Below are 16,230 nucleotides of genomic sequence, written 5' to 3' on the forward strand. Positions count from 1 at the left end.
CCTTCGCGACGGATCCTGCCGCTCTTTGGCGAAAGCACCCCTCACCGCGGTCGCGTCTCGATCGAACGGTTTCGGTTCTGTTCGGCGCTCCGAAACGAGGTCGCCGTCACCCGGACGCGCCGACGCCTCAGGAGACGTCGTCCCACAGCCGCTCGTGGCCGTGGTACGTGAGCGGCTTCGAGACGTTGGTCACGAGACCGATGCTCGCCGCCTGCCCGACGTCGCCGACGACGAGAAACGCGACCGTCACCATCAGCGCCAGGTAGCGACCGGTCTCGACGACCGCCCGGCGACGGGCCTGTATCGCCTCCCGCGAGAAACCGGCAGCTCCCATGCCGGTCGATTCGGTCGCCGCGAATACGTACGTGGGACCCGCGTCAGAATGCGTTTACAGAGACCAGATTCACCTACTCATGTCTCGCACGGTCGACTCGATCTCGCCCACGACCTCGGGGTTTCGGAGCGCGCTCACGTCGCCGAACTCCTCGCCGCGGGCGATGTCCTCCAGCAACCGCCGCATGATCTTCCCCGATCGCGTCTTCGGGAGTTCGGGGGTGAACACGACCCGGTCCGGGCGCGCCACGTCGCCGACGGTGCTCGCCAGCCGGTCCGCGACCGCGTCGCGGAGGGGCTCGTCGGGCTCGACCCCGCTCTTCGTCGTCACGTACGCCACGATGTGCCCGTCGCCGTCCCCGACGACCGCGGCCTCGGTCACGCCGTCGGCGTCGACGATGGCCGCCTCCAGCTCGCCAGTGTTGAACCGCTGGGCGCGGACGTTGATCACGTCGTCGACGCGGCCGAGGATCGTGACGTAACCGTCCTCGTCGACGGTCGCGCCGTCGCCGGTGCGGTAGCGCCAGCCGTCCTCGCCCTTCACCCAGTACTCCCGCAGGTAGCGCTCGTCCCCCTCGCGGAGCCCGCGAAGCATGCCGGGCCACGGGGAGGCGAGCGTGAGGTACCCCGACTCGCCGGGGTCGACCGGCTCGCCGTCCTCGTCGACGACTCGGGCGTCGATCCCCGGCAGCGGCGGGCCGACCTTCCCCGGCTTCATCGGCGCGATCCCCGGGAGGGTGGCGAGCGAGATGGCCCCCGTCTCCGTCTGCCACCACGTGTCGACGACGGGGGCGTCGCCGCCGCCGACGTGGTCGCGGTACCAGCGCCACGCCTTCGGCGTGATCGACTCGCCGACGGTCCCCAGCAGGCGGATCGAGGAGAGGTCGTGCGACTCGGGGTACTCCGCGCCCCACTTCATGAACGACCGGATCGCGGTCGGCGAGGTGTAGAAGACGCTCACCGCGTTGCGCTCGATAAGGTCCCAGACGCGGTCGCGGTCCGGGTAGTCGGGCGACCCCTCGTACAGCACGGTGGTCGTCCCCGTCGCGAGCGGGCCGTACACGCCGTAGGAGTGGCCCGTGATCCAGCCGATGTCGGCGGCGCACCAGTAGGTGTCCTCCGGGCGCACGTCGAGGACGTTCCGGGTCGTCCACGCGACGTGCGCGAGGTACCCCCCGGTCGCGTGCTCGACCCCCTTCGGCCGCCCGGTCGTCCCCGAGGTGTACATCACGAAGAGGAGGTCGGTCGCGTCGCGGGCGACCGGCTCGACCGTCTCCCCGTCGTGCGCGTCGACGAGCGCGTCGTACTCGTGTTCGTCGTCGCCCAGCGAGACGGCCAGCTCGTCGCCGAGGCGGTCGACGACGACCGCGGCCGACAGCTCCCCCTCGGCGCGGATCCGGGCGTTGTCCGCCTTCGACTTCTGGTTGAACGCGTCCTCCCGGCGGTAGTAGCCGTCGCAGGTGATCAGGTACTCCGAGTCGGCCGCGTCGATCCGCGTCGCGAGCGCCTCCGCGGACAGCCCCGCGAAGACGACGTTGTGCGGCGCGCCGATGCGCGCGCACGCCAGCATCGCGATCGGCAGCTCCGGGACCATCGGCAGGTACAGCGTGACCACGTCGTCCTCCTCGACGCCGAGCTCGCGGAGCCCGGCCGCGACCGCGTTCACCTCGCGGTGGAGGTCGAGGTACGTGTACGACCGGCGCTCGCCCCGCTTCCCGAACCACCGGATCGCGAGCTGGTTCCGGCGGTCGTCCAGGTGCCGGTCGACGCAGTTCGCCGCGGCGTTGAGCCGCCCGTCCGGGAACCACTCGTAGAAGGGGGGGTGGGAGTCGTCGAGGACCGTCTCGTACTCGCGGTCCCACGTCAGGAGGTCGGCGGCCTCTCGCCACGCTTCCGGCCCCTCGCGGTCGAACCGCTCGTACACCGCGGGGTCGCTCGCGGCGGCTCGCGTCCGGAAGTCGGCCGGCGGTGGGACGGCGTCCTCGTCCCGCTCGACGAGCCGACCGTCGGTCCCGGGGTCGTCCATGACACTGTATGGCCCGCGGAGGCCCGTATACTTTGTCCGGGTCGCCGCCGAGCGAGTCAGCGCCGAGCAAGAGTCGGCGCCGGACGCGGCGGCTCGCCGAGAGCGGCCGGTCGCCCCCGCTCAGGCCGACTCCTCGGCGGGCGGCGCCGAGAGCTCGGCGGCCTTCGCCCGGGCGCGGGCGACGATGGAGGGCTTCGCCTCGAAGTCGACGGTCACCTGGTCGCCCGCGTACGTCTCCTCGGCGACGTGCCCGTGGTCGTGGACCCACGAGACGAGGCTCATCGCGTCGTCCGAGACCGGGAGGACGAGCCGCTCGCGCTCCCAGTCCGGGAGCTCGTCCTCGACGCGGTCGCGGAGCTCCGCCACGCCCGCGCCCGTCTTCGCCGAGACGGCGACCGGGTCGGGCGCGACGCCCGAGAGCGCGCCGCGCTTGTCGGCGAGCTCCCCGGGCTCAAGCCGGTCGATCTTGTTGAACACGGTGACGACGGGCGCCTCGTTGCGCTCGTAGAGGGTGTCGTGGCTCGTCACGAGCTTCTCGCGCATCTCCTCGACCGGCTCGCTGGCGTCGACGACGAGCAGCACGAGGTCGGCGCGGTAGACGGAGTCGAGCGTCGACTCGAACGACTCCACGAGCCAGTGGGGGAGGTCCGCGATGAAGCCGACCGTGTCGGTGAGGAGGACGTCGCGCTTCTCCATCTCGGCCCGGCGCGTCGTCGTCCCGAGCGTCGTGAACAGCATGTCCTGCGACTCGGCGGTGGTGTCGAGGTCGCGGTGGCGCTCGTCGTTCTCGTCGACGGCCAGCTCGTCGGCGAGCTGGCGCATCAGCGTCGACTTCCCCGCGTTGGTGTAGCCGGCGAGCGCGACGAGGTCGAACCCGGAGTCGCGGCGCTGCTCGCGGCGCGCCTCCTCCTTCTCCGCGATCGACTCCAGCTCGTCGCGGATCTCGGAGATCTGCCGCTTGATGTCGCGCTCGACGCTCTCGTCGTACTCGCCGAGCCCCATGAACCCGGGCCGCTCGTCGCGCTTCGCCAGGCTCGCCTTCGCCTCCGCGCGGGGCAGCTCGTACCGGAGCTCCGCGAGCTCGACTTGGAGCTGCGCCTTCCGCGTGTTGGCTCGCTGGCCGAAGATCTCCAAGATGAGCGTGAACCGGTCGACGACCTCGACGCCCTCGGGGAGCTTCCCGCCGATGTTGAACGTCTGGTACGGGCCAACGTCGTTGTCGATGATCACGGCGTTCGCGTCCGTCCGGCGGACGAGGTCGCGCAGCTCCGCGACCTTCCCCTCGCCGAACATGAACGCGGCGTCCTCGGTGCGCGTCTGGGTGAGCTCGCCGACCACGTCGTAGCCAGCGGCGGCCGCGAGCTGTCCGATCTCGGTGAGATCGGCATCCCCGGAGTCGACGCGCTTGGCGACGACTGCGCGGCGTCCCTCGGTCGACGACTCGGCGTCGGCGTCCGCTCTCCCGGTGCCCTCGCTCATCGCAGGAGCTCCCGGGCGGCGTACGCGGCGTGGTGTGCTGCCTGCACTGTTTCGCGCTCGCCTATGCTCTCGACGTATTTAAAGTCGGGCTGAAAGCTGAGTCCGACGCGTTCCGCCGGCTCTTCGTAGAACTCGCCGCCCTCGGCCACGACCGGCTCCTCGGGCGGCGAAGGGAGGTCGCCGACCGCCTCCGCTGCGAGCGCGACGGTCGCCTCCAGCGTCGGCCCCTCGCGCGCCGCCGCGAAGCCAATTCCCTCCACCGACCGGATCCGCGAGGAGTCGACCCGCGCGTGGACCGCGGCCGCGACCATCAGGTACTCGCCGTCCTCCTCGTGGCGGCCGCTGATGTCCACGCCGACGACCTCAGGGGCGGGAGCGGTTCACCACGGTTCGACCGGTCCGCGCGTCCGCGCCGAGTGCCTGTGCGTCCATGCGAATACGTTAGTCACCCGGCGAATTGAACGTTTCCGTCGGGCGTTCGACAGCGGCGGCGCTCAGGCGGGCATGCGACAGCGGCGGCGCTCAGGCGGGCATGCGACAGCGGCGGCGCTCAGGCGGGCGCACGCCGGCGGCGGCGCTCAGTCCCGGAGGTCGTCGACGACGGCCCCGATCCGCTCGACCGCCTCGTCGACGTCGGTCTCGTCGACGTCGAGGTGCGTGGTGAACCGCGTCGTGTAGTCCGCGAACTCGACGCAGCCGACGCCGGCCTCCTTACACGCCGCGTAGAGCGACTCGGCCGGGACCCCGGCCTCCTCGGTGTGCGCGACGACGATGTTCGTGTCGGGCGCGGGCGCGTCGACACCGTCGAGCGCGTCGAGGCCGGCCGCGAGCCGCTCCGCGTTGGCGTGGTCCTCGGCGAGGCGGTCGACGTTCTCCAGCGCGCGGAGCCCGGGCGCGGCGATGATGCCCGCCTGCCGCATCCCGCCGCCGAACAGCTTGCGGACCCGGCGCGCGTCCTCGACGAACGCCTCGTCGCCGGCGAGGATCGAGCCGACGGGCGCGCCGAGCCCCTTCGAGAGGCAGAAGGTGACGCTGTCGACGGGCGCGACGATCTCGCTCGCGTCGACGCCGAGCGCGACCGCGGCGTTGAACACGCGCGCGCCGTCGAGGTGGACCGGAACGCCGGCGTCGCGGGCGGCCTCGGCGGCGGCCGCGATCCGGTCGACCGGGACCGCCTTGCCGCCGCGGTAGTTATGGGTGTTTTCCAGAGAGAGGAGGCCAGTCCCTGGTCGGTGGAGGTCCTCGTCGACGAGTCCCTCGCGGACCGCCTCGGGGGTCGGGACGCAGCGCTCGCCGGCGTCGATCGTCCGGGTCTGGACGCCGGAGAGCTTGGCCGCGCCCGCCAGTTCCCAGCGGTAGATGTGGGACTCGCGCTCCAAGAGGAGCTCCTGGCCCGGCTCCGTGTGCGCGTGGACCGCGATCTGGTTCGCCATCGTCCCGGAGGGGACGTACAGCGCGGCCTCGGTGCCGACCGCCTCGGCCGCGCGGCGCTCCAACTCGTTGACGGTCGGGTCGTCGCGGTACACGTCGTCGCCGACCTCGGCGGTCGCGGCCGCGTCGCGCATCTCGTCCGAGGGCGCCGTGACGGTGTCGGACCGCAGGTCGATGAAGTCGTCGTCGGACATCGGTTGTCTGTCGTTCCGCGGCGGCGGGCATATATCCCGCGCTCGGCGAACGCCCTCGGAGACCGACCGTTTCCGACGGTCCCGAGGCCGATCCACCCGGTTCCGCGTTCGGTCCCTATTTAACGACAGCGGCCGATCCGTGGCGTATGGCAACGGAAGCCGCGCCAGACGACGCAGCCGACGCACCGGACGCCTACGACGCCCTCCTCGACCGCGTCCAGCGGTGGAACGCGGTCGGCAGCGCCTCCGGCGTCCTCGGCTGGGACCAACAGGTGATGATGCCCGAGGGCGGGACACCCGCTCGGTCGAAGCAGCTCTCGGCGCTCTCCTCGGTCCACCACGACATGGTCACCGCCGACGAGACGGGCGAGCTGCTCGACGAGCTCGACGACGCAGACCTCACGGACGAGCAGGCGGCGGTCGTCCGCGAGGTCCGCCGCGAGTACGAGCGAGCCGACGCCGTCCCGGTCGAGCTCGTCGAGGAGATCTCCGAGACGGGCTCCGAGGCGCTCCAGGCGTGGGAGGAGGCGAAGGCCGAGGACGACTTCGACGAGTTCGCCCCCTACCTCGAGAAGCACGTCGAGCTCAAACGCGAGTACGCCGAGCATATCGACCCCGACCGCGACCCCTACGAGGTCCTCTTCGAGGAGTTCGAGCCGTGCCTCTCGATGGAGCGCGCCGAGTCGATCCTCACGGAGCTCCGCGAGGCGCTCGTCCCGATGATCGAGGAGATCCGCGAGTCCGACGTCGAGCTCGCCGTCGACACGTTCGAGGGTACCTTCCCCGAGGACGACCAGGAGGCGCTCTCGCGGGAGGCGCTCGAACTCGTCGGCTACGACTTCGACCGCGGCCGCCTCGACGTCTCCTCGCACCCGTTCACCTCGGGCAACCAGTTCGACTGCCGCGTGACGACCCGGTTCGACGAGAACGACCCGCTCGGCGCCGTCGGCTCGACGATCCACGAGTTCGGCCACGCGCAGTACAACCTCGGGCTCCCGCAGGAGCACTTCGGCACGCCGCTCGGCGAGTCGCGCGACCTCTCGGTCCACGAGTCGCAGTCGCGCCTCTGTGAGAACCACGTCGGGCGCAGTAAGGCGTTCTGGGAGGAGTTCCTCCCCGTCTTCCAGGAGCACTTCCCGCAGACGGAGGAGGCGACGGTTCAGGACGCTTACGAGGCGTTCAACCAGGTGTACGAGGACAACCTCATCCGCGTCGAGGCCGACGAGCTCACCTACCACCTCCACATCGTGATCCGGTTCGAGATCGAGCGCGACCTGATCCGCGGCGACCTCGACGTCGAGGACGTGCCCGAAGTGTGGAACGACAAGTACGAGGAGTACCTCGGCATCCGGCCCGACACCGACAGCGAGGGCTGCCTCCAGGACATCCACTGGAGCCACGGCAACTTCGGCTACTTCCCCACCTACTCGCTGGGCTCCGTGATGGCCGCCCAGCTGTTCGAGGCCGCCGAGGACGAGATCGACGACCTCCACGGGAAGATCGCCGACGGCGAGTTCGGCGACCTCCACGACTGGCTCGGCGAGAACGTCCATCAGCACGGCTCCCGCTACGAGACCAACGAGCTGGTGGTGCGCGCGACCGGCGAGGACTTCTCGGCGGACGCGTTCCTCGACTACGTCGACGAGAAGTACGGCGAGCTGTACGGCATCTGAACCGGGAGCGCACACCGACCGTCCCCGTTTTTACGAGAGCACCCGAACCAGCGACGGCGTTGCGAGCGGCACGTGGAGCGAGGCGTGCGCGACCATCGCCGCTGCGAGGCTGCGCCGCCAGTAGGGCCACCCGAACGCGACGCCCGCGGCTATCCGAGCCGGAACCCGGTCATCAACACGATGAGGACGAGCATCACGGCGCCCTCGAACAGCCCGACCACGAGGTTCTTCTTCTCTATCGATTCGAGCCGCGAGGCGTCCGGGTCCGGCGACAGCGTCTCGTAGTACGCGCTGAGCTGGAGCCGGTGCGGGACCGCTAACCCGAACGCGAACAGCCCCCAGCCGAGGCCGAGCGCGAGCCCCGACCACATCCCGCCGAAGCCGTAGCCGAGCCCGAGGTCGGGCGTCAACAACACCGTCCCGGACAGCACCGTCGTCAGCGAGAAGCCGACGAGGAAGAAGACGGCCTTCGGAATCAGCGTCCTGTTCACCGCGGCCGACGCCTCCTCGTCGAGGCCGCCCAGCGTCGGCCCGATAATCGCGGGGAAGATCAGCGCGAAGCCGAACCACACCGCGCCGGCGGCGACGTGGGTATAAAAGAGGAGTTCGGTACTCACGAGCGCGAGGCTCGCGGCGAGGAACGCCAGCGGCACGAGGAAGCTCCCGGCCGCGAACGCCGGGTTCGCGGCGTCCGCGAGGTGGCGAACTCGATCGACGAATCCCGACTCAGCGACGTGACGGCTACCTTCGTCGGCGACGGCCATGGACGCCGGATCCCGAGTCTCCGTCAAATGCGTTCTGGTCGACACGATCGCGGCCGGTTCTCGGCGGTGACCACGTGCTCACCACCCCGGTACTCCATTGAGTACCCGTAGTTGGTAGTTGACCGATCTCGATCGCTCAGTACAGAGGAAGAGATGAGCGATAGCGGGAGTAGGTGTAGTATATCGTGACCGAGGTCGTTTATAAATGGAATTTCGGTTTTGCCGTTGGCCGTTTATAAATGGTTGAGGCTGGTGGGATGACAACCGCCAAAGCCCCAGCCGGGAGGCCGGCGCACGCTCGCTGCGTTCCTCAGTCGCTCACTTCGCTCGCTCCCTGCGGTACTTACTTCGCCTGCGCCGGCCTCCCGGCTGCCCCTTTGAGTCCCGCCCCGCACAGCGACCGCACCTCACACCTCCCCAGCCTCGTCGCTGGCGGTCTTCGCTTCGCTCGACCGCCAGCGACTCCCTCGCACCGTCGGTTCGCGGCCCTCCGGGCCGCTCACCGGGGCGCGCCACCGCCTGTCATTTATAACCCCTCGTCGCCGTCGCTTACGACTATTTAAATACGACATTGTGGCCGGCAATCTGAGATACCCACTCCCGTAACCGATCGAGAAGCACGCTTCAGCTATCGGCTGTTTCAGGCATGTCGGTGCTTATAAAGAGAAGTGGCTCTGTTGAAATCCTTAGAAAGTGATATATTCTGTTTCGATTACGGTCAATACAGAGTGTAGATTCAGCGAAGTATCTTAGATAACGGTAGGCGTCACGAAAGGCGAACTAGTCGGTGGCGTAGAATACAACCAATTTGGATGAACAGACTCTAGTCATGTGGAGAAAATTTATCTTTTTATCATTTGTAACTACAATTTGTGTCCGAACAGCTCTCCAATACTGAGATAGATATTGGACTTATCGCCCAGACAGCCTTCGTTCTTGCCGTGGTGATCGGCATCCCTTCGGCGTTTGCGCTCGATGGACAACTCCGCTCTCTCGTCTTCGTAATCCTAGCCGTCCTGCTGCTCGTGGGCTTTCTCGTCGTCGGTTACCGCCACGCACGCCGACAGAAGTCTCTCCATCAGCACGTTGCTTTTTTAATAGTTTGGTTCGGCAGTTTCCCTCTAGCGGGCCGACTCGCTCGCACAGCAAGCGGCCGCCTCCCAGAGCCGATTCCCGACCTCTTGGCAATAGGCGTCACGCTCGGTGCACTGTGGATTGGCTCACGGCTTGCCTACGGTGGTGCACTGACCCGGGCGCTGTTTGGGTCAGACTGAGACTTCACGAGGAGACAGAACTGGTCAGTCGAGGTCCAGCCACTTCCAATACAGATGTTCTATGTCGTATTCGCACCCTTCAGCGACCGGACGTTTCAAGCAATAATATGTCTGAACAATAGGATTTCAACAGAGCCAGAGAAGTTTAACAGCGCCTTCCGGTCACGAGACCCGATTACTTCTCGATGATACTCTCCTCGACGGCCTCGCCGAAGTGGCGCGCCACGTCCTCGTAGTAGACGAGCGCCTCGTCGCCCGGCTCGACGTCGGTGACGGCCTTCCGCCCCTCGCTCGTGGCGATCTTCACGGTCTCGGCGTTCTGGATGAGCGTCTCGATCCGGTCGGTTCCGTCCTCCGTCTCTATCTCCGCCTGGATCCTGAACATCGGGCGCTTCTCGATCTTCACCCGGCCGACGACCGCCTCGCGGGTGTGGCCGTCGGTGTCGACGACTTGGACCTCGTCGCCGCTCGACAGCTCCGCGAGGTAGTTCGTGCCGCCCTCGGCGTTGCGGACGTACGCGTGGACCGCGCCGGCGTTCACGCGGAACGGTCGCGAGGCGACGTACGGCGACTCCGCGGTCTCGGCGTGGACGAAGAAGAGCCCACGCGACATCGAGCCGACGAGCATTCCCTCGCTGTCGTCCATCAGCGACCCGGTGTCGATGCAGACGCGGTCCGCCATCCCGGTCTGTTCGACCTCGGTCACCTCGGCGTGCCGGAGGTCCAGCGTCTCGCGGTCGGCCGCGTCGCGGGCCTCGACCGCACCGCGGATCTCGTCGGGCGAGTCGGCGTCGAGCAGGACGCCGTCGGCGCCGATCTCCAGCGTCTCGAACGCGGTCCGGGCCTCCGCGGCCGTCGTCGCGCCCGCGACGAGGTGCGTCTCGTCGCCGACCCGGGCGATGAGGTTCTCTAAGGGGATGATCGACCAGTCCTCGCCGATGACCACGGTGAACTCGGCCTCGTCGGCCGCGGCCTCGGCGAACTCCTCGTACTCGGTGCCGAGGACGCGGACGTACGCGCCCTGCGCGCGGTCGTCGCGGCGGCGCAGCGTGGTCAGGTCCGCCGACCCGGAGAAGTCGTCCGGCATCGAGACCGTCCCGTCGCCCTCGCCGCCCTTGCCGACGAAGTACGCGTCGGCCTCGACGTCGCTCTCGGCGTCGTCGATCACGTCGGCGTCCGAGCGGAACGCCGCCACGTTCACGTCGCCGAGCTCCCGGACGCGGCCGACGTCGCCCTCGTCGACGAGCACCCAGTCCGCGCCGGCCTCGATGGCCGTCGTGACCCGTCGCTTGCGCGCCTCCCAGTCGCCGACGTCGCCGTCGGCTTTGACCCAGACCGTGCGTGTCATTGTCGAATCGTCGCGGCGCGCCGGCTTGAAAACTGCGAAAGGGTCGGGCGTTGCGGGCGGCGGCCCGGCAGACGACAAAGCACTTATCGGTGAGATAGTATCGTCTGACACACGCCCCCGTATGACGCAACCAAGCCAGCGCCTCTCGGACGCGGGGTCCCGGTACGCCGCGGCGCGCGAGTCCCTGCGCGAACGCGCGCGGCCACACCTCGGGATCGACCCGCGGGCGCTCGGCGCGTTCCGGATCGCGGCGGCGCTGGTGATCCTCTCTGACCTGCTGATCTACCGGCTTCCGGCGGTGCGGACGTTCTACACGGACGACGGCGTCCTCCCCCGCGCGACGCTCGCCGAGGTCTTCCCGCTGTTGGAGCGGGCGTCCCTCTACGCGATTTCCGGATCGGCGCGGGTACAGACGGGGCTGCTCGCGGTTACCGCCGTCGCCGCCGCCTGCCTGCTGGTCGGCTATCGCACGCGGGCGGCGGCGGGCCTCTCGGCCCTCCTGCTCGCGTCGCTGTACGCGCGGAACCCGTACGTGCTCAACGGCGGGAACACGGTGCTTGTCGCCTTCCTGTTCTTGAGCCTCTTCCTCCCGCTCGACGCCCGCTGGTCGCTCGGTGCGGGCCGCCGGAGCGTTCGCGGGGAGCCGAACGACGCTGACGGAGGTGCGGGCGCCGGGGGAGGCGACGCCGGTGACCGGCGGATCTGTACGATCGGCACGGCCGTCACGCTCCTGACGCTCGTGTCGATATACGCGGCGAACGCGGTCTCGAAGTACCGGAGCGGCGCCTGGATGTCGGGGACTGCCGTCCCCCGGATCTTCCAGCTGGGCGAGTTCACCGTCGGGCTGGGGCCGCTCGTCTCGGAGTACACCGCGGCCCTCACCGCGATCAACTGGCTCTGGATCGCGCTCCTCTCCGTCTCCCCCCTGCTGGTCGTCGCGACCGGGCGGCGCAGGACCGGGATCGCCCTCGCGTTCGTCTCCGCCCACCTCGGCATGGCTGCGACGATGCGGCTCGCGGTGTTCCCGTACGTCATGAGCGCGGTCCTGCTCCTGTTCCTCCCGCCCGACGCGTGGGACCGCGCCGAGGCCGTCGCGTCGAGGGTCTCCGAGTCCACGGGGCTCGCGGGGACCGATCGGTCGCACCGGAGCGACGGCGGGACCGACGCACGGACCCCCTCTCCGACCCCGTCGCAGACCCGCCGCGGGATCAGGGCGGGCGCCGCCGCGCTGCTCGTCGGCTTCTTCCTCGCGCTCGTGTGGTGGCAGGCGGCGGGGGTCGGGCTCGTCGACCTCCCGGCACAGGAGTCGACCGGACAGCTGTCGGAGGTGAGCTGGTCGTTCTTCGCCCCGAACCCACCGGACGCCTCGGGCTGGTACGTCGTCGCGGGGACGCTCGAATCCGGCGACGCGATCGACCTGCGCGACGGCGGCGCGGTCTCGTACGACCGGCCGCCGGACGCGGCGGAGACGTATCCGTCGACCCTCTGGCACCAGTTCGGCTTCAGAATGAAGAGCGCCGGCGAGTCGCAGTATCGGCCGGTGGCGGCGTACGCCTGCGAGCGATCGGACCGCGACTTGGAGTCCGTCGCGGTCGTCCACGTCGAACAGCCCGTCGACTCGGACGGCCCGGTCGGGGAACCGGACGCGGAAGAGCGAGTGCGCGTCGCCTGCTGAGGCGGATCCCGAGCGCGATCGACCCCTTACGCCTCGACGAATCCGCCCGCCCGCAGCGCCTCCTCGACGGCGGCGTCGTCGTGGACGACCGCGGAGACGGCGCGCGCGATCCCCTCGGGGTCGTCGTGCTGGAAGATCGACCGCCCCATCGACACGCCGGCGGCGTCGCCGTCCATGGCGCCGCGGACCATCTCCACCGTCTCGCGGTCGGTCCCCTTCGAACCGCCGGCGATGACGACCGGGAGCCGGGTCGACTCCGTCACGCGTTCGAAGGAGTCGCCGTCGCCGGAGTAGCCCGTCTTCACCACGTCAGCGCCGAGCTCCTCGGCGAGCCGGACGGCGTGCCCGAGCGCCTCCGGGTCGGACTCGTCGACTCCCGGGCCGCGCGCGTACGCCATCGCGAGGACGGGGAGCCCGAGCCGCTCGGCGTCGGCCGTCAGCTCGGCGAGCTCCTCGATCTGGTCCGGCTCGTGGTCGGAACCGACGTTGATGTGGAAGGAGACGGCGTCGGCGCCGGCGCGGACCGCGTCCTCCGCGGTGCCGGTGACGCGCTTGTCGCTCTCGTCGGGCCCGATCGTCGTCGACCCGTTGAGGTGGACGATGTAGCCCGCGTCGTTCTTGTTCTCGTGGACGCGGGGCGCGATCCCGCGCTGGGTGAGCACCGCGTCCGCGCCGCCGCTCGTGACGCCGTCGATCGTCGACTCGATGTCGACGAGCCCCTCGACGGCGCCCATCGTGATCCCGTGGTCCATCGGGACGATGAGGTATCGGTCGTTCGTGGAGATGCGGTCGAGTCGTGCCGAGAGTCCTGCTGTCATTGTGGGGTGGGTCGTTGTGTGAGTCTGTGGCAATCGGAGGTAAGTCGGTTTCGTTCGGGGACGTATTGTACCGTTCCGGTCCGGAGCGGCTCAGGCGGACTCGACGGCCTCGGTCCGCGAGCGGTAGCCGCGCCTGGCGCCCTCCTTCAGCTCGCGGGAGAGCGCCTCCAGCCGGTCGGCGACCTCGTCGGTCGACAGGTCCTCGGCGACGCCCTCGGCGACCACGTCGACGAGCGCCGAGCCGACGATGATCCCGTCGGCGCCGCCCGCGACGATGCGCTCGGCGTGCTCACCGGTCGAGATGCCGAAGCCGACCGCCTTCGGCACGTCGTACTCGCGGAGACGGTCGAGGCTCTCCGTGGTCTGGTCGGAGACGTCGTCGCGGGCGCCGGTCGTTCCCAGCCGCGCCTGGACGTACACGTAGCCGGAGACGTTCTCCATCATGCGGTCCAGTCGGTCGCCGCGCGTCGTCGGCGCGACGATGAAGACGAGGTCGAGCCCGAACTCGTCGCACGCCTCGCGCAACGGGTCCGCCTCCTCGGCCGGCAGGTCCGGGACGACGAGCCCCTGAATGCCGGCCGCGGCGGCGCGCTCGACGAAGGGGCGCGGCCCCTCGCCCTCGCCGTACTGGTAGATGAGATTGTAGTACGTCATACACACCAGCGCGGCGTCGACGTCGAGCTCCTCCGCGAACTCGAAGAAGCGAGTGGGCGTCATCCCCGCGTCGAGCGAGCGGACGAGCGCCTCCTGGATCGTCGACCCCTCGGCGATCGGCTCGGAGAACGGGAGCCCGAGCTCGATCACGTCGGCGCCGCCGCGGTCGAGCGCCTCGACGTACGCCTTCGACGACTCGTAGTCGGGGTCGCCGACGACGAGGTACGGGACGTAGGCGGGGCCGTCGGCGAACGCGGCGGCGATGGCCTCGGAGTTGGCCATCTACATCCCCTCCGTGAACATCGACATGTCGGGCGCGTTCGGCACGTCCCGCTGGTCCGTCTCCTCGATGGCGGCGTCGAGGTCCTTGTCGCCGCGGCCGGAGACGTTCACGACCACGCGCTCGCCGAGCTCCTCGTGGTGCTCCTCGAGGAAGCCGAACGCGTGGGCCGTCTCCAGCGCGGGGATGATGCCCTCGGTGTTCGAGAGCCGGTGGAACCCCTCCAGCGCGGCGTCGTCGTCGACGGCGACCGGGCTCACGCGCCCCTCGTCGACGAGGTACGCGAGCTCCGGCCCGACGCCGGCGTAGTCGAGCCCGGAGGAGACGGAGTGGCTCTCCATGATCTGCCCGTCCGAGTCCTGGAGGAGCTTCGTCCGCGCCCCGTGGAGGACGCCCTCCTCGCCGGCGTACAGCGACGCGGAGTTGGGCGCGACGCCCGCCGCCTCGTCGACTTCGAGCGTGGAGCCGCCGGCCTCGACCGCGTGGAGCGCGACGGACTCGTCGTCGACGAACTCGGCGAACGTCCCCATCGTGTTGGAGCCGCCGCCCGCGCAGGCGACCACGTCGGTCGGGAGCCCGCCCGTCTTCTCGATCGCCTGCTCGCGGGCCTCCTCGGAGATGACCGCTTGGAAGTCGCGGACCATCACCGGGAACGGGTGCGGGCCGACGATAGACCCGATCACGTAGTGGGTGTCCTCGACCGTCTCGGCCCAGTCGCGCATCGTCTCGGAGATGGCCTCCTTCAGCGTCCCGCGGCCCGTCGTGACCGGCTTCACCTCGGAGCCGTTGAGCTTCATCCGGAACACGTTGGGCCGCTGGCGGTTGATGTCGCGTTCGCCCATGTAGATCGTACAGGGCATGTCGAGGTGGGCGGCCGCCATCGCGGTCGCGGTGCCGTGCTGGCCGGCGCCGGTCTCCGCGATGATGCGCTCCTTGCCCATGTACTTCGCCAAGAGGACTTGGCCGAGCGCGTTGTTCAGCTTGTGGGCGCCGCCGTGGAGCAGGTCCTCGCGCTTGAGGTACACCTCGGTGTCGTAGCGCTCCGAGAGCCGGTCGGCGCGCTGGAGCGGCGTCGGCCGCCCGCCGAAGTCGGCGAGCCGCTCGCGGAACTCGTCCATGAAGCCGTCCTCGTTGTTCAGGACGTAGCGCCCGTACGCGTCGGCCAGCTCTTCGATCGCGGGCATCAGCGCCTCGGGGACGTACTGGCCGCCGTAGCGGCCGAACTTCCCGTCGTCGCGGCCGCGCTCGCGGCCCGGTCGCCGCGAGGGCGCCGTGTCGTTCGGTTCCTCCGTCGTCCGCGTGTCGGTCTCGCTCATGTGGGTGTCTCCGTGGTGTCTCGGGTGCCGCTTTCGCCGCTCGCATCGTCCTCGTCGTCGGCCGCGTCGTACGCGTCCCCCTCCGCGGCGCCGTCACCGTCCGCCTCCGCCCGCACCAGTTCGCGCGTGTTCGCTTCCACGTCGCCGTCCATGATCGCGCTGCCGACGAGCAGGGCGTCGGCGCCCGCCGTCCGCATCCGGCGGACGTCCGCCGGCGAGCCGATGCCGCTCTCGGCGATCAGCGTAGCGTCGTCCGGGACGTGGGGCGCCACGGACTCGAAGGTTCCGAGGTCGACGACGAGTTCCGCGAGGTCCCGGTTGTTCACGCCGATCGTCGTCGCGCCCGCGTCGACCGCGCGCTCCAGCTCCTCGCGGTCGTGGACCTCCACGAGGACCTGAAAGCCGCGGTCGCGCGCCGCGGCGAGCAGGTCCGGGAGGTCGTCGCCGACGAACCGCGCGATCAGGAGGACGACGTCGCTCTCGACGGCGTCCAGCTGCGCCTCGTCGACGACGAAGTCCTTCCGAAGGACCGGCACGTCGACGGCTTCGCGCACGCGTCCGAGCGTGTCGACGCTCCCGCCGAAATGTTCCGGCTCGGTGAGCACGCTCAGCGCGACCGCCCCGCCGGCGACCATCCCCTCCGCGAGCGCGACGGGGTCGTCCTCGCGGCTGCCCTCGGTCGTCGGGCTCGTCGGCTTCACCTCGGCGATCACCGGAACGCGCCCGTCGGCCTCGGCCCGCTCGAACGCGGCCTCGAGGTCGCGCGGCGCGACCGAGACGGCCTCTCCGGCCTCCGCGGCCGCGTCAGCCCGGTCCCGTGCGGCGGACAGGATCGATCTGACCGCTGGCGCCAGCTCGTCTGGATCGTCCATTACTATACACTAATGTACGTATCTGTTCATAAGACTTGCGGGGACCGGACCGACCCACTCGGCTCCCGGCCGGCGGCGCGAACCGGTCCTGCG

At 69.7% G+C, this 16,230-nt stretch carries 14 protein-coding genes; 3 read left to right on the forward strand and 11 right to left on the reverse strand.

Translation table 11 applies throughout. The features are described 5' to 3' along the window. Window positions 1-127: 127 nt before the first annotated feature. From C466_RS11515 to C466_RS11535, 5 genes are all read right to left on the reverse strand, one after another. Window positions 128-334: a DUF2061 domain-containing protein gene (locus C466_RS11515; RefSeq protein ID WP_004595812.1), complete on the reverse strand. Its 207-nt coding sequence runs from the start codon at window positions 332-334 to the stop codon at window positions 128-130. Between the two features lie 69 nt (window positions 335-403). Beyond that, the gene (gene acs / locus C466_RS11520) at window positions 404-2,359 is read right to left on the reverse strand and encodes an acetate--CoA ligase (protein ID WP_004595811.1); all 1,956 of its coding nucleotides are present in this window, start codon (window positions 2,357-2,359) and stop codon (window positions 404-406) included. A 120-nt stretch (window positions 2,360-2,479) separates the two neighbouring features. Further along, a complete protein-coding gene (hflX, locus tag C466_RS11525; RefSeq protein ID WP_004595810.1) occupies window positions 2,480-3,838 on the reverse strand; it encodes a GTPase HflX in 1,359 nt (452 codons plus the stop codon). After that, entirely contained in the window at window positions 3,835-4,191 is a 357-nt protein-coding gene (locus C466_RS11530; RefSeq protein WP_004595809.1) for a DUF2209 family protein, read from the reverse strand. Before C466_RS11530 ends, hflX begins: the two co-directional genes overlap by 4 nt. Before the next feature lie 225 nt (window positions 4,192-4,416). Next, window positions 4,417-5,463: a threonine aldolase family protein gene (locus C466_RS11535; protein ID WP_004595808.1), complete on the reverse strand. Its 1,047-nt coding sequence runs from the start codon at window positions 5,461-5,463 to the stop codon at window positions 4,417-4,419. 146 nt (window positions 5,464-5,609) lie between these two features. Here C466_RS11535 and C466_RS11540 point away from each other — a divergent pair, with 146 nt between their 5' ends. Next, window positions 5,610-7,136: a carboxypeptidase M32 gene (locus C466_RS11540; protein WP_004595807.1), complete on the forward strand. Its 1,527-nt coding sequence runs from the start codon at window positions 5,610-5,612 to the stop codon at window positions 7,134-7,136. A gap of 149 nt (window positions 7,137-7,285) precedes the next feature. Here the strand turns inward: C466_RS11540 and C466_RS11545 are convergent, their stop codons facing one another. Then, window positions 7,286-7,900 carry a hypothetical protein gene (locus C466_RS11545; protein ID WP_004595806.1) on the reverse strand — a complete coding sequence of 205 codons (615 nt, stop codon included), beginning with the start codon at window positions 7,898-7,900 and terminating at the stop codon, window positions 7,286-7,288. A gap of 872 nt (window positions 7,901-8,772) precedes the next feature. On the opposite strand from C466_RS11545, the gene C466_RS11550 reads away from it, so the two are divergent. After that, window positions 8,773-9,174: a hypothetical protein gene (locus tag C466_RS11550; protein ID WP_049908342.1), complete on the forward strand. Its 402-nt coding sequence runs from the start codon at window positions 8,773-8,775 to the stop codon at window positions 9,172-9,174. Window positions 9,175-9,349: 175 nt separating this feature from the next. Here the strand turns inward: C466_RS11550 and C466_RS11555 are convergent, their stop codons facing one another. Next, window positions 9,350-10,522, reverse strand: a complete 1,173-nt coding sequence (locus C466_RS11555) for a 3-dehydroquinate synthase II (protein ID WP_004595805.1) — start codon at window positions 10,520-10,522, stop codon at window positions 9,350-9,352. Between the two features lie 121 nt (window positions 10,523-10,643). On the opposite strand from C466_RS11555, the gene C466_RS11560 reads away from it, so the two are divergent. Continuing rightward, the gene (locus C466_RS11560; protein WP_004595803.1) at window positions 10,644-12,197 is read left to right on the forward strand and encodes an HTTM domain-containing protein; all 1,554 of its coding nucleotides are present in this window, start codon (window positions 10,644-10,646) and stop codon (window positions 12,195-12,197) included. Between the two features lie 26 nt (window positions 12,198-12,223). On the opposite strand, the gene C466_RS11565 is transcribed toward C466_RS11560, so the two are convergent. From C466_RS11565 to trpC, 4 genes are all read right to left on the reverse strand, one after another. After that, window positions 12,224-13,015, reverse strand: coding sequence for a 2-amino-3,7-dideoxy-D-threo-hept-6-ulosonate synthase (locus tag C466_RS11565; protein WP_004595802.1), 792 nt, complete (start codon window positions 13,013-13,015; stop codon window positions 12,224-12,226). Window positions 13,016-13,105: 90 nt separating this feature from the next. Next, window positions 13,106-13,951 (reverse strand): tryptophan synthase subunit alpha, encoded by an 846-nt coding sequence (gene trpA / locus C466_RS11570; protein ID WP_004595801.1) that lies wholly within the window; start codon window positions 13,949-13,951, stop codon window positions 13,106-13,108. Continuing rightward, entirely contained in the window at window positions 13,952-15,265 is a 1,314-nt protein-coding gene (gene trpB / locus C466_RS11575; protein ID WP_004595800.1) for a tryptophan synthase subunit beta, read from the reverse strand. Beyond that, complete coding sequence (trpC, locus tag C466_RS11580) at window positions 15,262-16,137, reverse strand: indole-3-glycerol phosphate synthase (RefSeq protein ID WP_004595799.1); 876 nt, start codon at window positions 16,135-16,137, stop codon at window positions 15,262-15,264. Before trpC ends, trpB begins: the two co-directional genes overlap by 4 nt. Window positions 16,138-16,230 lie beyond the last annotated feature (93 nt).

Origin of the sequence: Halorubrum distributum JCM 10118 (assembly GCF_000337335.1) — an archaeon.
Lineage (GTDB): Archaea > Halobacteriota > Halobacteria > Halobacteriales > Haloferacaceae > Halorubrum > Halorubrum distributum.